Origin of the sequence: Micromonospora taraxaci, from assembly GCF_007830095.1 — a bacterium.
In the GTDB taxonomy this organism is placed as follows: Bacteria; Actinomycetota; Actinomycetes; order Mycobacteriales; family Micromonosporaceae; genus Micromonospora; species Micromonospora taraxaci.
Genome location: NZ_VIWZ01000001.1, coordinates 762,970 through 780,700, shown reverse-complemented (window position 1 = coordinate 780,700; position 17,731 = coordinate 762,970). Strand labels below are relative to the sequence as shown.

15 protein-coding genes and 1 riboswitch are annotated in these 17,731 nt (G+C 71.7%); of the genes, 8 read left to right on the top strand and 7 right to left on the bottom strand.

The window, feature by feature from the left end; all coding sequences use genetic code 11:
* Nucleotides 1–56: 56 nt before the first annotated feature.
* The 4 genes from paaN to FHU34_RS03675 all read right to left on the bottom strand — a co-directional run bounded on the left by paaN (nucleotide 57) and on the right by FHU34_RS03675 (nucleotide 5,536).
* Nucleotides 57–1,730, bottom strand: coding sequence for a phenylacetic acid degradation protein PaaN (paaN, locus tag FHU34_RS03690; protein WP_208744918.1), 1,674 nt, complete (start codon nucleotides 1,728–1,730; stop codon nucleotides 57–59).
* Between the two features lie 50 nt (nucleotides 1,731–1,780).
* A complete protein-coding gene (locus FHU34_RS03685) occupies nucleotides 1,781–2,800 on the bottom strand; it encodes a GNAT family N-acetyltransferase (protein WP_145778695.1) in 1,020 nt (339 codons plus the stop codon).
* Between the two features lie 266 nt (nucleotides 2,801–3,066).
* Entirely contained in the window at nucleotides 3,067–4,353 is a 1,287-nt protein-coding gene (gene thrC, locus FHU34_RS03680) for a threonine synthase (protein ID WP_145778694.1), read from the bottom strand.
* Nucleotides 4,354–4,363: 10 nt separating this feature from the next.
* Nucleotides 4,364–4,499, bottom strand: a riboswitch (SAM riboswitch).
* A 68-nt stretch (nucleotides 4,500–4,567) separates the two neighbouring features.
* Nucleotides 4,568–5,536, bottom strand: coding sequence for a DMT family transporter (locus FHU34_RS03675; RefSeq protein WP_145778693.1), 969 nt, complete (start codon nucleotides 5,534–5,536; stop codon nucleotides 4,568–4,570).
* Nucleotides 5,537–5,627: 91 nt separating this feature from the next.
* Here FHU34_RS03675 and FHU34_RS03670 point away from each other — a divergent pair, with 91 nt between their 5' ends.
* Complete coding sequence (locus tag FHU34_RS03670; protein WP_145778692.1) at nucleotides 5,628–5,933, top strand: ArsR/SmtB family transcription factor; 306 nt, start codon at nucleotides 5,628–5,630, stop codon at nucleotides 5,931–5,933.
* Nucleotides 5,934–6,090: 157 nt separating this feature from the next.
* Here FHU34_RS03670 and FHU34_RS03665 read toward each other — a convergent pair whose 3' ends face one another.
* On the bottom strand, nucleotides 6,091–6,540 hold the full coding sequence (locus tag FHU34_RS03665) for a DoxX family protein (RefSeq protein WP_145778691.1): 450 nt from the start codon (nucleotides 6,538–6,540) through the stop codon (nucleotides 6,091–6,093).
* A gap of 404 nt (nucleotides 6,541–6,944) precedes the next feature.
* On the opposite strand from FHU34_RS03665, the gene FHU34_RS03660 reads away from it, so the two are divergent.
* Nucleotides 6,945–7,631: a DUF4232 domain-containing protein gene (locus FHU34_RS03660; RefSeq protein WP_244311540.1), complete on the top strand. Its 687-nt coding sequence runs from the start codon at nucleotides 6,945–6,947 to the stop codon at nucleotides 7,629–7,631.
* A gap of 9 nt (nucleotides 7,632–7,640) precedes the next feature.
* Here the strand turns inward: FHU34_RS03660 and FHU34_RS03655 are convergent, their stop codons facing one another.
* Entirely contained in the window at nucleotides 7,641–8,504 is an 864-nt protein-coding gene (locus tag FHU34_RS03655) for an ABC transporter permease (RefSeq protein WP_145778690.1), read from the bottom strand.
* Nucleotides 8,504–11,368, bottom strand: coding sequence for an alpha/beta fold hydrolase (locus tag FHU34_RS03650; RefSeq protein ID WP_145778689.1), 2,865 nt, complete (start codon nucleotides 11,366–11,368; stop codon nucleotides 8,504–8,506). Before FHU34_RS03650 ends, FHU34_RS03655 begins: the two co-directional genes overlap by 1 nt.
* A 373-nt stretch (nucleotides 11,369–11,741) precedes the next feature.
* On the opposite strand from FHU34_RS03650, the gene FHU34_RS03645 reads away from it, so the two are divergent.
* Genes FHU34_RS03645 through FHU34_RS03620 form a run of 6 tightly spaced genes read left to right on the top strand, consistent with a single transcriptional unit; the run spans nucleotide 11,742 to nucleotide 17,710 of the window.
* Nucleotides 11,742–12,920: a hypothetical protein gene (locus FHU34_RS03645; RefSeq protein WP_145778688.1), complete on the top strand. Its 1,179-nt coding sequence runs from the start codon at nucleotides 11,742–11,744 to the stop codon at nucleotides 12,918–12,920.
* Complete coding sequence (locus FHU34_RS03640) at nucleotides 12,907–15,474, top strand: sensor histidine kinase (RefSeq protein WP_145778687.1); 2,568 nt, start codon at nucleotides 12,907–12,909, stop codon at nucleotides 15,472–15,474. Before FHU34_RS03645 ends, FHU34_RS03640 begins: the two co-directional genes overlap by 14 nt.
* Nucleotides 15,471–15,947, top strand: a complete 477-nt coding sequence (locus tag FHU34_RS03635; protein ID WP_197699335.1) for a roadblock/LC7 domain-containing protein — start codon at nucleotides 15,471–15,473, stop codon at nucleotides 15,945–15,947. The genes FHU34_RS03640 and FHU34_RS03635 overlap by 4 nt, the downstream gene beginning before the upstream one ends.
* Nucleotides 15,944–16,429, top strand: a complete 486-nt coding sequence (locus tag FHU34_RS03630) for a DUF742 domain-containing protein (protein WP_145778686.1) — start codon at nucleotides 15,944–15,946, stop codon at nucleotides 16,427–16,429. Before FHU34_RS03635 ends, FHU34_RS03630 begins: the two co-directional genes overlap by 4 nt.
* Nucleotides 16,407–17,165, top strand: a complete 759-nt coding sequence (locus FHU34_RS03625) for a GTP-binding protein (protein WP_208744917.1) — start codon at nucleotides 16,407–16,409, stop codon at nucleotides 17,163–17,165. Before FHU34_RS03630 ends, FHU34_RS03625 begins: the two co-directional genes overlap by 23 nt.
* 38 nt (nucleotides 17,166–17,203) lie before the next feature.
* Nucleotides 17,204–17,710, top strand: a complete 507-nt coding sequence (locus FHU34_RS03620; RefSeq protein ID WP_145778685.1) for a hypothetical protein — start codon at nucleotides 17,204–17,206, stop codon at nucleotides 17,708–17,710.
* Nucleotides 17,711–17,731: the final 21 nt, after the last annotated feature.

The window sequence follows — 17,731 nt, the reverse complement described above, 5'->3', positions numbered from 1 at the left end:
GTCAGGAACCGCTCTCGCGCTGACGCAAACCTCTTGATCACTTCGGCCGTCGAGTGTCAGGCCGGTCGTCGGGACTGGACGATCCGGAAGCGGTTCGCCACGTACGCGCCGTCGGTCAGGGCCGCGTTGGCCGCCGCGTTGGCGCCACTGCCGTGGAAGTCGGAGAACGCCGCCGACTGGTTCACGAAGACCCCGCCGGTGAGGTTGCAGGACAGGTGCACCCCCACCTCGACCGCGACCGCCTCGGTGGCGTCCAGCACCGACTCGTCGGTGGAGTAGACCCCAGCGGTGAGCGCGCCCTTCTCGCCGACCGTGCGACGCAGCAGCTCCAGGCTGTGCGCCGTCGAGTCGGTCGCGATGGCGAACGAGATGGGCCCGAACCACTCCCGGCCGTACGTCTCCGCGTCGTCAGCGGCCAGCTTCACGATCGTCGGGGTACGCACCACCGCGTCGGCGTACGCCGGGTGGTCCACGGTCCGCGACTCCAACACCGGCTCGCCGACCTTGGTGACCTCGGCCAACCGCTCCAACACCCCGTCGTTGACGATGGCGCCGGTCAGCTCCACACCCCGGGCCGGGTCGGCGGTGAGCTTGCCGACCGCTGCGGCGATCCCGCCGGCCACCTCGTCGAAGCTCTTGTGCCCCTGGTCGGTGTCGATGCCGCCGGCCGGGATGAGGATGTTCTGCGAGGTGGTGCACATCTGACCGCTGTAGAGGGTCAGCGTGAAACCGAGGTTGCGGCACATGCCGGCGAAGTCGTCGGTGGAGTCGATGACGACGGTGTTCAGACCGGCCTTCTCGGTGTAGACCGACGCCTGCCGGGCGTGCGTCTCCAGCCAGTCGCCGTACTCGGTGGAACCGGTGAAGTCGACGATCTTGACGGCCTGGTGCAGGGCCAGGTCGCTGGCGAGCTTCTCACCGGGGGCCTCGGCCGCCAGCATGACCAGGTTCGGGTCGAAGCCCGCCTCGGCGAGCACCTCCCGGGCGTACTTCACAGTGATGGCCAACGGCAGCACCGCGCGCGGGTGCGGCTTGACGATCACCGGGTTGCCGGTGACCAGCGAGGCGAACAGCCCGGGGTACGAGTTCCAGGTCGGGAAGGTGTTGCAGCCGATCACCAGCGCCACCCCACGCGGCACCACGTGGAACGTCTTGGTCATCCGCAGCGGGTCGCCCTTGCCGGCGGCCTTCTCCCAACCGGCGGTGCCCGGGTGACGGGTCATCTCGGCGTACGCGTACGCCAGCGCCTCCAGGGCACGATCCAGCGCGTGCGCGCCGCCGGCCTGGAAGGCCATCACGAACGCCTGCCCGCTGGTGAACTGCACCGCGTTGGCCAGCTCGAAGATGTGCTTGTGCAGCCGGTCGAGGATCTCCAGGCAGACACCCACCCGGGCCTGCGGGCCGGCGTCGCGCCACGCGGGCAGCGCGGCGGAGGCGGCGCTCACCAGCTCGCCGGGACCGGCGTGCGGGTACCGCACCGCCAACTCCACCCCGAACGGGCTCGTCTCGGTGGCGACCCGCACGCCGGCGCCCGGCTGGTCGAGCGGAAAATCACCACCGAGGTACGCCTCGAAGGCGGCCTTGCCGTCGGCGGCGGCGGTCTCGCCGTACACCCGGGGGCTGGGAGATTCGGGATAGGCGGACCAGTAGCCCCGCTCCGTGATCGCGGTCAGCGCACGGTTGAGGGTGTCGGCGTGCCTCTCGTACAGGGGATGCGGGGTCTCCGTCATGCCCGCCATCATGCCTGAGGCAGGTACGCGAGCAGTAGCGCCGATACCCGTCAGAGGGTGAGCTGCCAGTCGGTCCAGGCGTCCACCGGGCGGAAGCCGAGCTGCTCGTTGATCGCCACCATGTAGCTGTTGCTGGCCGCGTTCCAGGTGTCGATCACCTGTACCGCCGGCTCGTGGGTGAGCAGGTGGTGCAGGTTCTCCGCCTTGGCGATCAGGCCGAGCCGGTGCCCACGGTGGGCCGGGTCGACGATGGTGATCTGCTGGAACGCGTGCCAGTCGGCGGAGGCGCCCACGTCCAGCAGGGTCCAGGCGACCAGCCGGCCGGACTCCTCGTGTCGCATCCCCAGGTGGTAGCGCCTCCGACCCCTGGCGTCCAGGGCGCGCTCGTTGCCGCGGATGCGTTCGGCGTCCACCTGCTCCGGTTCCCACTGCACGTCGCCCATGGGCGCGTCCATGAGCAGCCGGCCGTCCAGGTAGGCGATGTCCGCGACGTACTCCTGCGGGGTTGTTCCCTGCCAGCAGACCGAGTGGTAACCCTCGGCCCGCGGCCGGGCCTCGGCCAACGCCGCGCGCAACGCGACCCGGTCGATCCCTCCGACGTCGAGCCGGCGACGCACCTCCGCCAACGCGGACCGGGCGCCGGTGGCTGCGGCGAAGGCGTCACCAGCGGCCGACCGCGCCGGGCCGTCGGGCAGCGCGGAGACGGCCATCGCGACGACCCTCTTGCGCCCGTGCTCGCGGAGCAGACGCACCGCGTGCTCGTGCAGCGCCCGGCCGACGCCCCGCCGCCGCAGCTCGGGGTGCACCACCAGCTCGACAGTGGCGTTGTCGGTGTTGTCCAACTGGGGCAGGTCCAGTTGGAGGTAGCCGGCTGGCACACCATCGAGTCGGGCCAGCGCCCAGAGCGACCGGGTGCCGGGCATGGGCGTATGGAACAGCGCGTCGAAGCGTCGCCGGCAGAAGGGCGGGAAGTCCGGCAGGTCGACGTCGTTGGCCGCCGACCCGATCCGGTACGCCTCGTCGACAGCGGCCCGCTCGGCACCGTCGAACGACGTGATGGTGATGCTCATGCCGCTGAGCGTGCGCCCCGGAAAAGCGATCGGGCCAGCGAATTACTCGCTGGCCCGATCGAACGTGGTCGGGAGGGACACTCGCACAACGCCTCCGGCGTTGGGTCGCAAGAACTTCAAAAGTCTTCGGCGAAATGCCCTCCCGCACGGAGCATCTTGCGCCGTCCGGTTCCTGCCGTCAAGTCCGTAGCGGCGGGTTTTCCACACTCACAGCGAAAACCCAGTTACCCGGCGGATCGCCCCGCCTCCGTCTGGACGATGAGGGATCAGCCGAGGAGGCCGGCGTCGCGGGCGGCCCGCAGCGAGGGCTTGATGTGGTGGGTCGGCCCGACCTGACCGGCCACCGCGTCGATGGTCTTGAGGCCCTCGCCGGTGTTGAACACCACGGTCTCCGCGGTCGGGTCGAGCCGACCGGACTCGACCAGCTTGCGCAACACCGCCACTGTCACACCGCCAGCGGTCTCCGCGAAGACACCTGTGGTGCGGGCCAGATCGCGGATGCCCGCGCGGATCTCGTCGTCGTCGGCGTACTCCATCCAGCCGCCGGTGCGGCGGACCGCCTCCAGGGCGTAGACACCGGCGGCCGGGTCGCCGATGTTGAGCGACTTGGCGATGCCGGTGGGCTTGACCGGGGTGATCGAGTCGGCGTCGTCGTGCAGGGCGACGGCGATCGGGTTGCAACCGGCGGACTGGGCGCCGAAGACCTTCCACCCGCCGGCCGGCGCCTCGACCAGGCCGATCTCCACCAGCTCGGTGAACGCCTTGTCAATCTTGGTGAGCAGTTCGCCGCTGGCCATCGGGATGACCACCTGCGCCGGGATCCGCCAGCCAAGCTGCTCGGCAACCTCGTAGCCGAGCGTCTTGGAGCCCTCCGCGTAGTACGGCCGGACGTTGACGTTGACGAACGCGGTGTCCTCGAACTCGTCGGTCTCCACCAGTTCGCCGCAGAGCCGGTTGACGTCGTCGTACGAGCCGTCGATGGCGACCAGCTCGCCGCCGTAGACGGCGGTGGTGATGACCTTGCCCTGTTCCAGGTCACTGGGGATGAAGACGACCGAGGGCACTCCGGCACGGGCGCCGTGCGCGGCCACCGAGTTGGCCAGGTTGCCGGTCGACGCGCAGGCGAACCGGGTGAAGCCGAGCGCCCTCGCTGCGGTGAGCGCCACCGAGACGACCCGGTCCTTGAAGGAGTGCGTGGGGTTGGCGCTGTCGTCCTTGACCCAGAGCGGGGCGGTGATGCCCAGCTCGGCGGCGAGGTGCGGGGCCGCCACCAACGGGGTCAGCCCCGGGTCGAGGGTGACCCGGGTGGTCGGGTCCTGACCGGCGGGGAGGAGTGCGGCGTACCGCCAGATGTTCTTCGGCCCGGCCTCGATCTGCTCCCGGGTGACCGTCGCCAGGGCGGCGGTGTCGTAGTCGACCTCCAGCGGGCCGAAACACTCGTAACAGGCGTGCTGGGCGACGAGCGGGTAGCGCGCCGAACAGGCACGGCAGACCAGGGCGCGGGCGGGGCTGGCGGAGGTGTCGATGCCGGAGGCGGCGAGCGTCGACGTCATGTCGAGAGTCCTCTCATCTTTCCCCGCATCGCACGGTGCGGCGGGGACGGAATTGGCACCTGCCCCGCCTGTCGCTCAGCGGTGAGCGCGCGGGGTGGTTGCCGGGGCGTCGTCGGGCCGTATCCCTCAGCCCCTCTGGATGAGGTATGCAGTTGTGCCGTCGAGTCTAGGACAACGCTGTCGGCAGTAGCTACCGCTGATCCCAGGTAGTGGGTCAGCGGGCGCTCACCGCCGCGCGGTCGGTCACCGCGATCGGATCCGTGACCGCGCTCGCACCGGGCAGCGACGAGGCCCGGGTCCGGGGGCGGTTGGCCAGGTTCGCGGCGACCAGCGCGGCGATGGTGACGGCGGCACCGACCAACTCGACCGGCTCCGGACGGTAGCCGCGGGCGATCTGCACCGCGAACGTGGTCACCGGGACCAGATTCATGAACAGCGCGGCGTTGGCGGCACCGAGCCGCTGCACTCCGGTGTTCCAGGCCAGCACCGCGATGACAGCTCCCACAATCACGGCGTACGCCAACTGTGGGGTGACCGCCACGAGGTCGGCGGCGGCCGGCGCGTGCTGCCAGCCGACGGCGTCCGCGCCGATGCTCGCGGCCAGCATCGCGGCGGTGCCGGCGAGCGCGGTCAGCGTGGTGAAGCGCAGTGGCGACCACCCGCCGAAGCGGCTGGCACCGTGCGTGTAGATGCCCCAACCGAGCACCGCGCCGATCATCATCAGACCGCCGACACCGAACTGACCGAGCCCGGCCAGGCTGCCGCGGGTGATCACCAGGCCGACGCCGAGGAGCGCCACCAGGGAGAGGCCTAGCAGGAGCGGCTTCGGGCGTACGCCGTCACGGGCCCAACGGACCAGTTGGGTGATCACCGGGGTGGTGGCCACGAAGAGCGACACCTGCTGCGGGGCGGCGTGTTCGAGCGCCAGGTTGGTGAGCACGTTGAAGCCGGCGAAGCCGACCACGCCGAGTACCGCCACCTCGACCATCCGGGCACCGGGCCGCAGCGCGTCGACACCCTCGCGGAGCAGCAGGATGGCGACCAGGACGACGGCGGCGAGGAGGTAACGGGCGGTGGTCAGGTTGAGCGGGTCGACCCGGTTCAACGCGCTGGCCAGGACCGGGAACATCACCCCCCAGCCGAGGACGGCGATCAGCGGGTAAGCGGCGGCGCGGGATCGCATCGGCAGCTCCAATGTTCGAGTATCGTCGAACTAACGACACCGACCCTAGGAGCTTGTTCGAGAATTGTCGAACAACGGTTACACTGGTCACATGGAGCCGCACGAGCCCGACCTGACCGCCGTACCGGTCACTGCTGTGCTGGCCGCACTCGCTGACGACGTGCGGCTACAGATCGTCCGGGCGCTCGCCGAGGGCGGTGAGGCCGCCTGCGGAAGCTTCGACTTCGGCGTCTCCAAGGCGACCCGCAGCCACCACCTGAAGGTGCTGCGCGAGGCGGGCCTGACCCGCACCCGCGCCGCCGGCACCAGCCGCCTGGTGCGGCTCCGCCGCGACGAGGTGGACAAGCTCTACCCCGGCCTCCTGGACGCGGTCCTCACCTCCCGCCCGCAGGCCTGACCACCCCGGCTCCCTGGTCCCGAACCTGTCCCGCGCAGCCTTTGGAGCTGAATCGTTCACGGCATCACCGGACGGACCACTTCCCCAGACCACTCCCCCGGCGCGCGTCGCCGGAACCACCTCGTCGGGGCTCCGGCGACGCGCGGAACGGGTGCGGTCAGACGGACACCGGGCTGGGTTCGGCCACCGAGGACGGCGGAGCATCGGTGCGGCGTCGGAAGAGCAGTGCGTCGAGCGCCCACGGGCCGGAGCCGAGCGCGGCGACCAGCAGGAACGACCAGCAGAAGAGGGCCGACAGTTCACCCCCGTTCTGCAGCGGCAGCAGGTGGTCCGGCTGGTGCACGACGAAGTAGGCGTACGCCATCGAGCCGGACGCGAGGAGGGCGGCTGGTCGGGTGAACAGCCCGACCAGCACCAGGGCGCCGCAGACCAACTGGATCAGGGCGGCCCACCAGCCTGGCCAGGTGCCGACCGGTACCGCCTGGCCGGTCATCGGGTTGCCGCCGAACAACCCGAAGACCGAAGTCAGACCATGCAACGCGAACAACAGACCGATCACGATGCGGAACAGGGACAGGGTCGGCCCGCCGAGCCGAGAGACGTTCATGGGTACCTCCATCGAAGGAAACAGATCTCTTCAATGTGAGGCATGAAAGTATCGAAGCTTATAAATTCCTTGCTAGTGGGAAAGTCCCCGGTCGGAATGTACCGCCGTCGAGCGCGCCGCGTCGAGCGCTCCTCGCCGCCCGAGGAGGCTGCCAAGCCACAGACCTGCACCAATGCGCGAACAACACAGGCAAAGACCTCGTGGGCACGCTCCCATAGTATGGATGGCACCTGTCCAGCTGCCCGGCACCCGGGGCAGGAGGGCCGCTAGTCAAGGTCACGCTCGATCTTGCCGCGGCGCGACCGGGCAGCGACGCAATGGCGGAAGCGCCGGACTGGAACGGCCCGGCCTGCGGCGCGAGGGTCGGGCAGCGGTGGGACACCTCGATGGGTGAGGATCGACAGATGATCTCCAGCCATACGGCAGCACGGCGACGGGCCGGCGCAGCGATCGCGGCGGCTCTTCTGCTCACCGCCTGCACCCCCGGCGACCATCGCGGCCAGGGCGGAGACCCGACGGGCCCGCCGCCGACCCTGTCGAGCCCCACCCCGTCGGCAAGCATCGAGCCGCTGGCGGCGTGTCCGGCCTCCGGCGTGCAGATCCGGTCCACCGGGTCGGACGCCGCGATGGGCCTACGCGCCCTCGGCCTTGAGCTGGTCAACTGCGGCGACCGCCCCTACCAGCTCAACGGGTACCCGATCCTGCACGTGTTCGACGAACAGCGCGAGCCGGTCATGCTGCGCGTGGTCAACGGCGCCAAGGAGATCACCTCGGGCTTCGACCAGCCGGCCGGGCCGGTCACCCTCGCCCCCGCCGAGCGGGCCACCGCCGTGGTGCTCTGGCGCAACCTCGTCACCGATTCGACAGTGGTCGCGACGAACGGGAAGTACCTGACTGTCGCACCGGCTGCCGGGCAGCCGGCCGCCGAGGTCGACCCGGACGGGCCGGTCGACCTCGGCAACACCGGCCGGATCGGCGTCAGCGCCTGGAAGAAGGCCGCCCCGGCCACGCCGGTGCCGACGCGTCCAGCCCGGCCGCCGGCGCCGAGCGCGGTGCCGTCGTCGGTGAGCCCGCCTGAGGGTCGGCTGTGAGCGCAGCCCCTAGGACGTGATGTCCTTGCGGGTGAAGCGCCAGAACGCCAACCCCCAGAACAGCGTCGCGTAGCCGATCGCCGAGACGCAGCCGCGTACCACGTCGTCGGTCTGCACCGGGGTCGACAGCAGCCCCAGCCAGGCGGTGCTGAAGTGGGTGGGCAGGAAGTCGCGTACCGCGCCCAGGGCGGTGATCTGGTCCAGGATGCTGGACAGGATCCACAGCAGCACCGCGCCACCCACCGCGCCCAACGCGGCGTCAGTGGTCACCGACAGCAGGAACGCCAGCCCGGCCACCACCAGGAGTACGACAGCCAGGTAGCCGAGCACCGCCAGCAACCGGAGCAGCCCCTCGGTGGGTTCCAGCTCGGCGGCGACCGTGCTGCGCAGCGGCGACCAGCCGTACCGCAGGGTCCCGACCAGCAGCGCGGTCCCGGCCAACAACAGCAGGGCCAGCCCCGAGTACGCGAGCGCGACCACCAGCTTCACCGTCAGCAACCGGGCCCGTGGCACCGGGATCGCCAGCAGGTAACGCAGGCTCCCCCAGCTCGCCTCGCTCGCCACCGTGTCCCCGCAGAACAGCGCGACGACGACCACCAGCAGGAACGACGCCGACACGAAGATCGAGAACAGGGTGAAGTTGAGGCCGCCCGAGGTGGCCAACTCGACCAGGCTGGAGAACTCGTTGCGGCCGTTGTCGTCGTCGCCCGAGTCGAACTGGAAGGCGATCAGGATGATCAGCGGCAGCAGCACCATGAAGCCGAGCGCCAACTGGGTACGCCGCCGGGACGCCTGCCGCCGGAACTCCGCCGCGAAGGGCATGGTGGCCGACGCCCGGTAACCGCGGGCCTCGCCCGCTTCGGAAACAACCATCACCGGTCACCGCTTCCCCGAGAGTTCTCGCCCACCAGGGCGAGGAACGCGTCCTCCAGGCGGCGCCGGGGCACCACCCGGTCCACCCCGATGCCGGCGCGCACCAGCTCGGCCACCACCTCGCTGCGGGCCGTTCCGTTGGTGTCCACCACCAACTGGCCGTCGCTCTCCGGCAGCACCCGGACGCCGTGCAGCCGGTCCAGCACCGCCCGCGCCGCGACCCGGTCGCTGACGTCGAACAGCACACTCGGCGACTCGCCCACGATTTCCTCCACCGGCCCGGACGCCACGATCCGGCCCTTGTTCACCACCACCGCGTGCGTGCAGGTCTGCTCGACCTCGGCCAACAGGTGGCTGGAGACGAGCACCGCCCGACCGTCCGTGGCGTAGCGCTGGAGCACCCGGCGCATCTCGGCGATCTGCGGCGGGTCGAGCCCGTCGGTGGGCTCGTCCAGCACCAGCAACTCGGGGAGGCCGAGCATGGCCTGGGCGATGGCCAGGCGCTGACGCATGCCGTGGCTGTAGTTCTTGATCTTCCGGTGCACCGAGTCGCCCAGGCCGGCGATCTCCAACGCCGCGTCGAACTGCGCGTCCTCCCACGGCCGCCCGGTGGCTCGCCAGTACGCCTTCAGGTTCTCCAGACCCGACAGGTGCGGCAGGAAACCAGGCCCCTCGACCAGTGCGCCGATCCTCGACAGCACCGGCGAGCCGGGCACCAGCCGGCGACCGAAGACGTAGATCTCCCCGGCGGTCGGCTGGGTCAACCCCATCAACACCCGCAGGGTGGTCGTCTTGCCGGCGCCGTTGGGCCCGAGCAGACCCACCACCTGACCCGGGTGCACCTCGAAGTCCACGTTCGACACGGCGACGAAGCCGTCCGCGTACTCCTTGCGTAGTGCGCGCACGGCCAGCGGGGTGTCCGCGTACTCCGGATGCACCGAGCGGTCCTGGCGACGGTGTCGGCGGCGGACCACTGCGACGACCACGACGAGCCCGACCGCGATGGCGGCGAGCAGGCCGGCGAGCACCCAGCGCCAGAGCGTCGCGGCGGTGGGGATCGGCTCGCCGCTGACAGTGGGCACTGTGACCGCGCCGTCCGCCGCGACCGTGTAGACGGTCGGTTGCGCGGGTGTGGTGTACGCCTGGTCGGAGGTGGCCACCACGAGGCGCAGCCGGTGGCCGGCCTCCACCCGCCGGACGATCGCGGGCAGCGTCACGGTGACCGGGCGGGCGTCCTGCACCTGCTGCGGCAGGCCGGTGAGCCGGATCGGGGCGACCAGCCCGTTCGGCAGGGTGGCCGCGCCGTCCGGGTCGACGTCGTAGAGCTTGACGAAGAGCACCGCCTCGCCGGTCGGCGACGCGGCCCGCACGGTGACGGTGGGCGCCCCGGCGACGTCCACCGCCTCGGTCAGCGGCGCCGACTCGAACCGGGCGTGCTGGCCGGGCACGTCGCCGGCGACGCCGTCCAGCAGCGAGGCGAGGCCACCCGCGAACGGGATCGAGGAGATGGCGGCCGGGTTGCCGTTGGGCGGGTTCGCGACCGGCTGGGCCGGACCGGCGACCGGGATCTCCCGGCGCGCGTTGCCGGTCAGACCCGGGTAGTCGGCGCGGCGGAAGGCGGTGGCGACGAGACCCCTGTCGAGCGCGTCGAACCCGGCGATCCGGGACCAGGTGAAGTCGTCACCGGGCGCGCCGCCCTCACCCTTGACGTAGTGGTCGAGCCACTGGACGGTCAGGAACTTCACCCGGTCCTCGTCCGAGCGGGGTCCACTGCCCCCGTCGTGCCCCCCGGTGAACCAGGCGACGCGGACCGGGGTGCCGGTGGCGGCGATGCCGCGCGCGTTCGCGTCGGCCTCGCCGAGGGGAAAGAGCGTGTCCGCCTCGCCCTGCACCAGCAGGGTGGGCGCCTTGATCCGGTCCAGTACGCCCGCCGGGCTGGACCGACGCAGCAGGTCCACGGCAGCCTGGTCGGCGCGACCGGTGGTGGCGATCCGCAGGTACGCGGCGCACACGTCGGCGGCGAAGCGACCACAGGACGGGTCGGCGGCACCGGTCGGGGCGCCGCCAGGACCGTTGCCCGGGCCCGCGCCCGGCCCGGGGCTGGGTGGACCGGCCGACTCCGGTGCGCCCTGCGGCGCGGCGGCGGTCGCGCCGGAGAGCCCGGCCGGACCGGAGCCCACGTTGCCCCCACCACCGAAGAAGAGGCCGGCCCAGCCCTTCTTGAACACGCCCTCGGTCGGCGCCCCGCCGGTGCTCTCCGGCAGGAACGCCCGGGACAGGTCGTTCCAAGTAATCATCGGGACGATCGCGTCGACCCGGGTGTCCTGGGCGGCCAGCAGCAGCGCCAACCCGCCGCCGTACGAGCCGCCGACCACACCCACCTGCGGGTCACCGGCGGCGTTGGTACGCACCTCCGGCCGAGCTGCCAACCAGTCCAGCAGCCGCTGGGCGTCCCGCACCTCGTAGTCCGGGTTGTCCAGGTGGATCTCGCCGCCGCTGCGGCCGAAGCCCCGCGCGGTCCAGGTCAGCACCGCGTAGCCGCGCCCGGCGAACTCCTCCGCGTCGGAGCGCACCGACTCCTTCGTGCCACCGAACCCGTGCGCCAAAAGCACCGCCGGCACCTTCCGACCCGACGACGCGTCGTCGGGCAGGTAGAAGGTCGTGTCCAGGTCCACCGGTTGGTCGCCGGCAGGTCCGGAGCGGACGGTGAGCATCGCGCTCTCGGTGCGTACGCCCGGCCCCTGCGGCCACACCGCCCAGGTCACGGCGGCGGCCAGGAGCACGACGACCGCCGCTGCGGCGATCGCGCGACGGCGGGTGGGCAGGGCACGCCGGAACCACGCGGCCGGCGACGGCGGTGTCATGCGGCACACGGTACGGCCCACAGCCTGAGCGTTGGCTGAGATCCGCCGTACGTCCGTCCGGTTGCCCCGATCGGTGGCGGACAAGGGTGCGAGCGCGCAACGTCCGACGCGGCCCAGTGAGTTGACTTCGGATTCCGTGAATTCCGATCTTTTCGCGGATATCCCTATCGATCCCTCCATGTCACACCCATCGCCGCAACAGAGCGTGCCCAGGACGCGGACAAATGGTGACATCGCTCGAAGTGACGCGAACCTGACTCGGCGACCAAGGCCTGACGAGTGGGGCGTTCGATTAGTTTTCCGGTCCGGTGCACGGGACTGTTCGGCTACCCGAGACCGCGCCAATCCGCGCCCACGCCGGAGGAGACAACACATGACAGTCCCCGCGCCGCGGGCCCGCCGACGGCCGTCCACCATGGGCCGTCTGCTGCCGCTGCTGCTCATCGGGGCACTACTCGCGCCGGTGGGGCTGCTCGTCACGTTCGCCTGGCAACAGACCAGTGACGACCGGTCCCTGGCCGCCCGCGAACGGCTCGGCGTGCAGTACCTCACCGCTCTGGCCGGAGTCACCGACGCCCTGGTGGAGGCCCAGTCCGCCACCGTCAACGGCCGCCCGGTCGCCCAGGAGGCGTTGGACCGGGCGGTCGAGGAGGCCGCCGCGGTGGACGCCCGCATCGGCGTCGAACTGCTCAGCCAGGAACGCTGGGCCGGCGTACGGGCCAAGCTGGAGGCGCTGCGCGGACGCAGCGCCTCCGACCCGGAGTCCGCGTACACGGCGTACGGGGAGGTCTCCGATCTTCTGCTGGCCCTGCACCGCAAGGTCCGGGAGAGCTCCGGGCTGGTCCGCGACCCCGTGGCCGACTCCTTCTTCCTTCAGGACAGCGCCGGCCAGGAACTGCCCGAGGCGGTGGTGGCCGCCGGTCGACTCGCCGACCTGGGTTCGCTGATCTCCCGTCGACCCGCCGCCGAGCAGGCCCGAGGCCTGATGGAGCTGAGCGGCCTGCGGGTGGCCGCGCTGGCACCCGCCGGCGACCTCGTCGACAACCTGCGCTCCGCCGTGGACGGTTCGGAGAGCACCGACCTCGGTGCCAACGTGCTGACCCCGCTCGACACCTACCAGCGCTCGGTGGAGGCGCTGGCCGCCTACTCCACGCCGGCTAAGGGCACGGGTCTCGTGGACCAGGCCCAGTTGGCCGCTGCCGCGCTCAACACGCACCGCTCGGCGCGTCAGCTTCAGCCGGTCATCCTCGCCGAACTCGACGCCCAACTGGTGGAGCGCATCGACGAGCTGGACCGGGACCGCTGGTTGATCATCGCAGCGGGGGTGGTGGCAGTGCTGTTGCTGGGCTGGCTCGCCGCGCTGCTGCTCAACGCCGCTGCCCGGGCCCGACGCCGGGCCGCCCTCGCCGCCAGCCACACCGACAGCCCGGACACTCCGGTGCGCAACGACTCGTGGCAACCAACGGTCAGCGAGCCCCGAGGGCTGCAACCCGCCGGCGTCGTCCGGGAACCGGAGACCGCACAGTGGGGGGCGTTCGATGCTGCTCGGTAGGCTCCGCATCCGCGGCAAGCTCGCCCTGCTCGTGGTGATCCCGCTGCTCAGCATGGTCGGACTCGCCGTGCCGGTCATGCTCGACCGGGTGGCCGCAGCGCAGCGGGCCGGCGACACCGCCGAGCGGGTACGTCTCGCCAGCCGGGTCGGCAGCCTGGTCCAGGAGCTGCAGCAGGAACGCATCCTCTCCATCGGTTACCTGCTCGGCCGGGTGGAACGGAGCGAACTGGTCCGCAAGTCCGCCGACGTGGACGACCGGGTGGCCGACCTGAGAGCCGGTCGCAACGAAGCGTTGACCGACCGGGTGGACAACGCCCTGGACCGGGTGGACAGCCTCGTCGACCTGCGGGCCGCCGTGCTGGCCCGGGCCGCGAACCCCGGTCAGGTGATGGAGAGGTTCCGCCCGATCAACACGGGGATCATCGAGTCCCTGCGGCTGGTGTTCGGTGTGGACACGGACACGTTGCCGGGTCGTCAGGTGCTCGCTCTCGACGGGCTGCTCCGGTCCGACGAGGGCCTGGCCTCCTGCGCCACGTTGAGTCTGCTCGTCAAGGCGGCCGGCACCCCGGACACCGTCGCCGGTTACGTGGCGTGCATCGCCGCGCTCCAGGTCGACAACGCACGCTTCCGCAGCCTGATCACGCCCGAACAGCTCGCTGTGGCCCAGCTCAACGACGCGGCTGTGGCCGCTCGTACCAGCCCGGACTTCCTGGTCACCAGCGCCCGGGACCCGGCCGCCGCAGTCCGCCCCGTGCCGATGGAGGCGCTCTTCCCGGCCGTCCGCACGATGATCCGGCTCGGCCAGTTCGTCGAGAAGAAGCTGATCGCCGACGTCCTCGCCGAGGCGACCGCCGAGCAGCGGCGGGCGCTCACCGCCGCGTACCTGGTCGGTGCCGCGGCGGCGTTGATCCTGACGCTGGTGGTGCTGCTCAGTGTGGCGGTCGCGCGGACGGTGGCTCGACCGTTGACCCGCCTCACCAGCTCCGCCGACCGGGTCGCCCGGGTCGCCGAGGCCGAGCTGGTCCGGGTGACCGACGACGAGGCGGAGAGCCCACAACCGGTCCGTTTGGAACCGGTGGACATCCGGGCCAACGACGAGATCGGCGACCTGGCGCGGGCCTTCGACCGGGTGCAGAACACCGCGGCGCGGCTGGTCGAGCGGCAGGTCGCCGGCCGACGCAACGTGGCGCAGATGTTCGGTCACGTCGGGCGGCGCACCCAGAACCTGGTGGGCCGGCAGATCGCACTGATCGACAGGTTGGAGCAGCAGGAGGCCGACCCGGGTCGGCTGGAGCACCTGTACCGCCTCGACCACATCTCCAGCCGGCTGCGCCGAAACGCCGGCAGCCTGGTGGTGCTCTCCGGCGCGGCCGGGGCCGACGGCCACACCGCGCCGGTGCCGCTGGCCGACCTGGTCCGGTTGGCGCTGGGCGAGATCGAGGACTACACCCGGGTCGAGGTGCGGGTGCCGGCGGGCATCTCGGCCGCGCCGGCGGTGGTCGGCGACCTCATCCTGGCGTTGGCCGAGCTGATGGAGAACGCCACGGTCTTCTCGCCGCCGCACACCCGGGTGCTGGTGGCCGCCGAGGCGGCCGGCCTCGGCGCGCGGATCACAGTGGTCGACCACGGAATCGGCATGAGCGAACAGCGGCTGGCCGAGGAGAACGCTCGGTTCACCCGCCGGGAACGGCTCGACCTGGCCCCCACCGAGGTGCTCGGTCTCTTCGTGGTCGGTCGGCTGGCACGTCGGCACGGCTGGGAGGTGGGTCTGGCCGCCACCGGAGGCGGTGGGGTGACCGCACACCTGGAGATCCCGTCGACGTCACTGGTGCTGCGCCGCGCCGACCGGGCCGGAGCTGCCGTGGCCCGGGCCACCGTGCCGGAACGAGACCGGCGTACGCCGGCGGCAGCGGAGACCGAGCAGGACGCCCGCGCTCTCGCGGCAGCCGTCGCCTCGCCGGCCCGATTCGACTCGGATCTCCTCAGCCGGGCCACCCGCAGCCTGGAGGCTGGCCCGTCCTGGAACGCGTTCGGCCACAGCCAGCCCGAGCAGGCCGATCCCCCCACGCCCCCGGCGCCGGAACCGTCGGCCGCGCCGGCCGGGCCGCGGATCCGGCAGCGGGTGCCCGGGGCCAGCCTGGGCGCCTCCACCGCGCCGACCCGGCCGGTCGACGCCACCGGGGCGGACCCCGCCGCGGCCCGCGCGTTGGTCGAGGCGTTCCAAGCCGGTGTACGCCGAGCCGAGGCGACAGGCGTCAGGTCCAGCGTGGCCGACCCGGGCGCGACAGTCGACCTGCCGAGCACACCGGGAGGCGCCGGTCCGACGGTGGCAGACAACGCTGGCCCGTCGGACGGCGCTCCGGGTCGACCCCGGCTGAGCCGACGGGTGCCGGGGGCGAACCTCACCGTCGTCCCGGCGTGCCAACCGCCCAGTACGCACCTCGGTGACCCGGCCGAGGTCCGGAACCTCATCAGCGAGTTCGAGGCGGGCGTTGCCCGCGCTCTGCGCGAAGTCAGCCCAGACCACCGGAACGAAGAAGGATCATCACGGTGACCAGCCCCTTCCTGCACGACAATGTCGAGCACCAGAGCCAGCCCGCCGCCAGTGGGGACCTCAGCCCGGAGGCCCGCACGTTCAACTGGCTGCTTGATTCCTTCACTTCCAGCACAGCCGGGGTCCTGGAGGCGATCGCGGTCTCCTCGGACGGCCTGCTGATGGCCATGTCGGCGATCAAGGACCGGTCCAACGCGGAACGGTTGGCGGCTGTCGTGTCCGGGATGACCAGCCTGGCCGGTGGGGCAGCCAGCTGGTACGCGCTCGGCGGTCTGAACCGGGTGATCGTCGACATGGCCGACGGTTACCTGCTGATCAGCGCGATCAGCAGCGGTTCCGTGCTCGGGGTGGTCGCCGACCGGTCGGCGAACCTGGGCACCGTCGCATACGAGATGACGCTCTTCGCCGGGCGGGCCGGCGGTGCCCTGACCCCGCGTCTGATCGTCGAGTTGAAGAACGCCGTCCAGCAGTGACCCCGGAGGTCGCCGGCGAGGACGCGGACCCGGACCCCAGGGTCCGGATCCGCCCGTACCTGCGCACGCCGCCTCCTGCGGGGGACGGCGCGGCGGCACCGGCGCTGCCCGAGCCGGAGCTGGGCGGTGGCGGGCCGGCAGGTCCGCGTCCGTTCGTGCTCACCTCCGGGCGGGTGGCCGGTGCCGACCCGGCGATCGGGCTGGAGACCCAGGTGACCGTCCGGATGGACAGCGGCTGGTGGTCCGGCCCGCCGGACGCGGTGATGGCACCGGAGATCCAGGCGATCATCGCGCTCTGCGCCGAGCCGATCTCGGTGGCCGAGATCTCGGCCCGGACCCGGTTGCACTTCGGTGTGACGCGGGTCCTGGTCGGTGACCTACGGGCGTCCGGGCACCTGGACGTGCACGTCTCCGACACCGACGACGCCCTCGATCCCAATCTCATCCTGCGAGTGATTGATGGACTCCGTGCGATCTCCTGAATGGCCGGTCGCCCCGCTGGGCGGGGCCTCCGCGAACAGCGCCGCCGCCCGGTACGGCATGTCACCGGGAACCGGGCCGATAGTCGGGCGCGCCGGTCCGCCTCCGAGCGCCCCACCGCCGCCGTACCAGCCCTCGTCGGGTGCGCTGCCGACGCCGCCGGTCGGTAAGCCGGCCGCGCCGCCGATCCCGGTCAAGATCCTGGTCGCCGGGGGCTTCGGGGTGGGCAAGACCACCACGGTCGGCGCGATCTCCGAGATCGCACCCCTCACCACCGAGGCTGAGATGACCACCGCCGGGATCGGCGTGGACGACCCGGGTGCCCGGTCGACCAAGACGACCACCACCGTGGCGATGGATTTCGGTTGTGTGACCATCGACCGCAGTCTCAAGCTCTACCTGTTCGGCACGCCGGGGCAGTCCCGGTTCGGCTTCATGTGGGACGACCTCGCGCGGGGGGCGCTGGGCGCGCTGGTGGTGGTGGACAGCTCCCGGCTGGACGACTGCTTCCCGGCGATCGACTTCTTCGAGCGGGCCGGGCTGCCGTTCGTGGTCGGGGTCAACGCCTTCGACGGGCGCCTGGCCTTGGAGCTCGGCGAGATCCGTTGGGCGCTGGCCATCGGCGACCATGTGCCGCTGGTGCAGTTCGACGCCCGGGACCGGCTGTCGGTGCGGGACGCTCTGCTGGTCGTCCTGGACCGTGCGCTGGACCGGGCAACGCGGGACCGGAGGGCCTGAGCCGACCGGCTCCGGCCGTGGCGGGAAGGAGTGATGTGGTGAGGGGTGACCTCGACGAGACGCTGGCGCGACTGGCCCGGCGCGAGGAGGCGCAACGCCGACGGGTCAACGACCAGGACGACACCACACCGCCGTCGGGTCAGCCGGTTCTCGGGCGCGGCAACGCCCGGCCGGGCCGGCACGACCCCCGCCACGCGGGGGCCGACCCCTCGGGCGACACGGCCGGGTGGGGTCCGGTCGAGGAGGTGGCCGAGGCGGTACGCCAGGTCGTCGGTGCCCACCCGGGGCTGGCGGTCACCGTGCACGTGGAGCACGACGGGCGGACGTACCCGTTGCGGGTGTCCTGGGACGGGTCGGACGTCACTGTCGGTCCGGTGCCCGCGGCGGCCCCGATGGAACCTCCACCGACGTGGCCGCTGTCCGGCCGGACGGTGCCCGCCTGGGCTCCCGGACCGGTCGGCTTGACCCCGGACCCGGCGGCCCGGTTGGCCGAGTTGATCCGGCGGGACCCGTCGTTGTTGGACGAGTTGGATCCGCGGCGCTGACCGGCGGAGGTGGCTGACGAC

Excerpts from the sequence above, each read along its gene's own strand:
- paaN (WP_208744918.1), bottom strand. The coding sequence starts at position 1,730 with ATGACGGAGACCCCGCATCCCCTGTACGAGAGGCACGCCGACACCCTC.
- FHU34_RS03685 (WP_145778695.1), bottom strand. The coding sequence starts at position 2,800 with ATGAGCATCACCATCACGTCGTTCGACGGTGCCGAGCGGGCCGCTGTC.
- thrC (WP_145778694.1), bottom strand. The coding sequence starts at position 4,353 with ATGACGTCGACGCTCGCCGCCTCCGGCATCGACACCTCCGCCAGCCCC.
- FHU34_RS03675 (WP_145778693.1), bottom strand. The coding sequence starts at position 5,536 with ATGCGATCCCGCGCCGCCGCTTACCCGCTGATCGCCGTCCTCGGCTGG.
- FHU34_RS03670 (WP_145778692.1), top strand. The coding sequence starts at position 5,628 with ATGGAGCCGCACGAGCCCGACCTGACCGCCGTACCGGTCACTGCTGTG.
- FHU34_RS03665 (WP_145778691.1), bottom strand. The coding sequence starts at position 6,540 with ATGAACGTCTCTCGGCTCGGCGGGCCGACCCTGTCCCTGTTCCGCATC.
- FHU34_RS03660 (WP_244311540.1), top strand. The coding sequence starts at position 6,945 with ATGATCTCCAGCCATACGGCAGCACGGCGACGGGCCGGCGCAGCGATC.
- FHU34_RS03655 (WP_145778690.1), bottom strand. The coding sequence starts at position 8,504 with ATGGTTGTTTCCGAAGCGGGCGAGGCCCGCGGTTACCGGGCGTCGGCC.
- FHU34_RS03650 (WP_145778689.1), bottom strand. The coding sequence starts at position 11,368 with ATGACACCGCCGTCGCCGGCCGCGTGGTTCCGGCGTGCCCTGCCCACC.
- FHU34_RS03645 (WP_145778688.1), top strand. The coding sequence starts at position 11,742 with ATGACAGTCCCCGCGCCGCGGGCCCGCCGACGGCCGTCCACCATGGGC.
- FHU34_RS03640 (WP_145778687.1), top strand. The coding sequence starts at position 12,907 with ATGCTGCTCGGTAGGCTCCGCATCCGCGGCAAGCTCGCCCTGCTCGTG.
- FHU34_RS03625 (WP_208744917.1), top strand. The coding sequence starts at position 16,407 with ATGGACTCCGTGCGATCTCCTGAATGGCCGGTCGCCCCGCTGGGCGGG.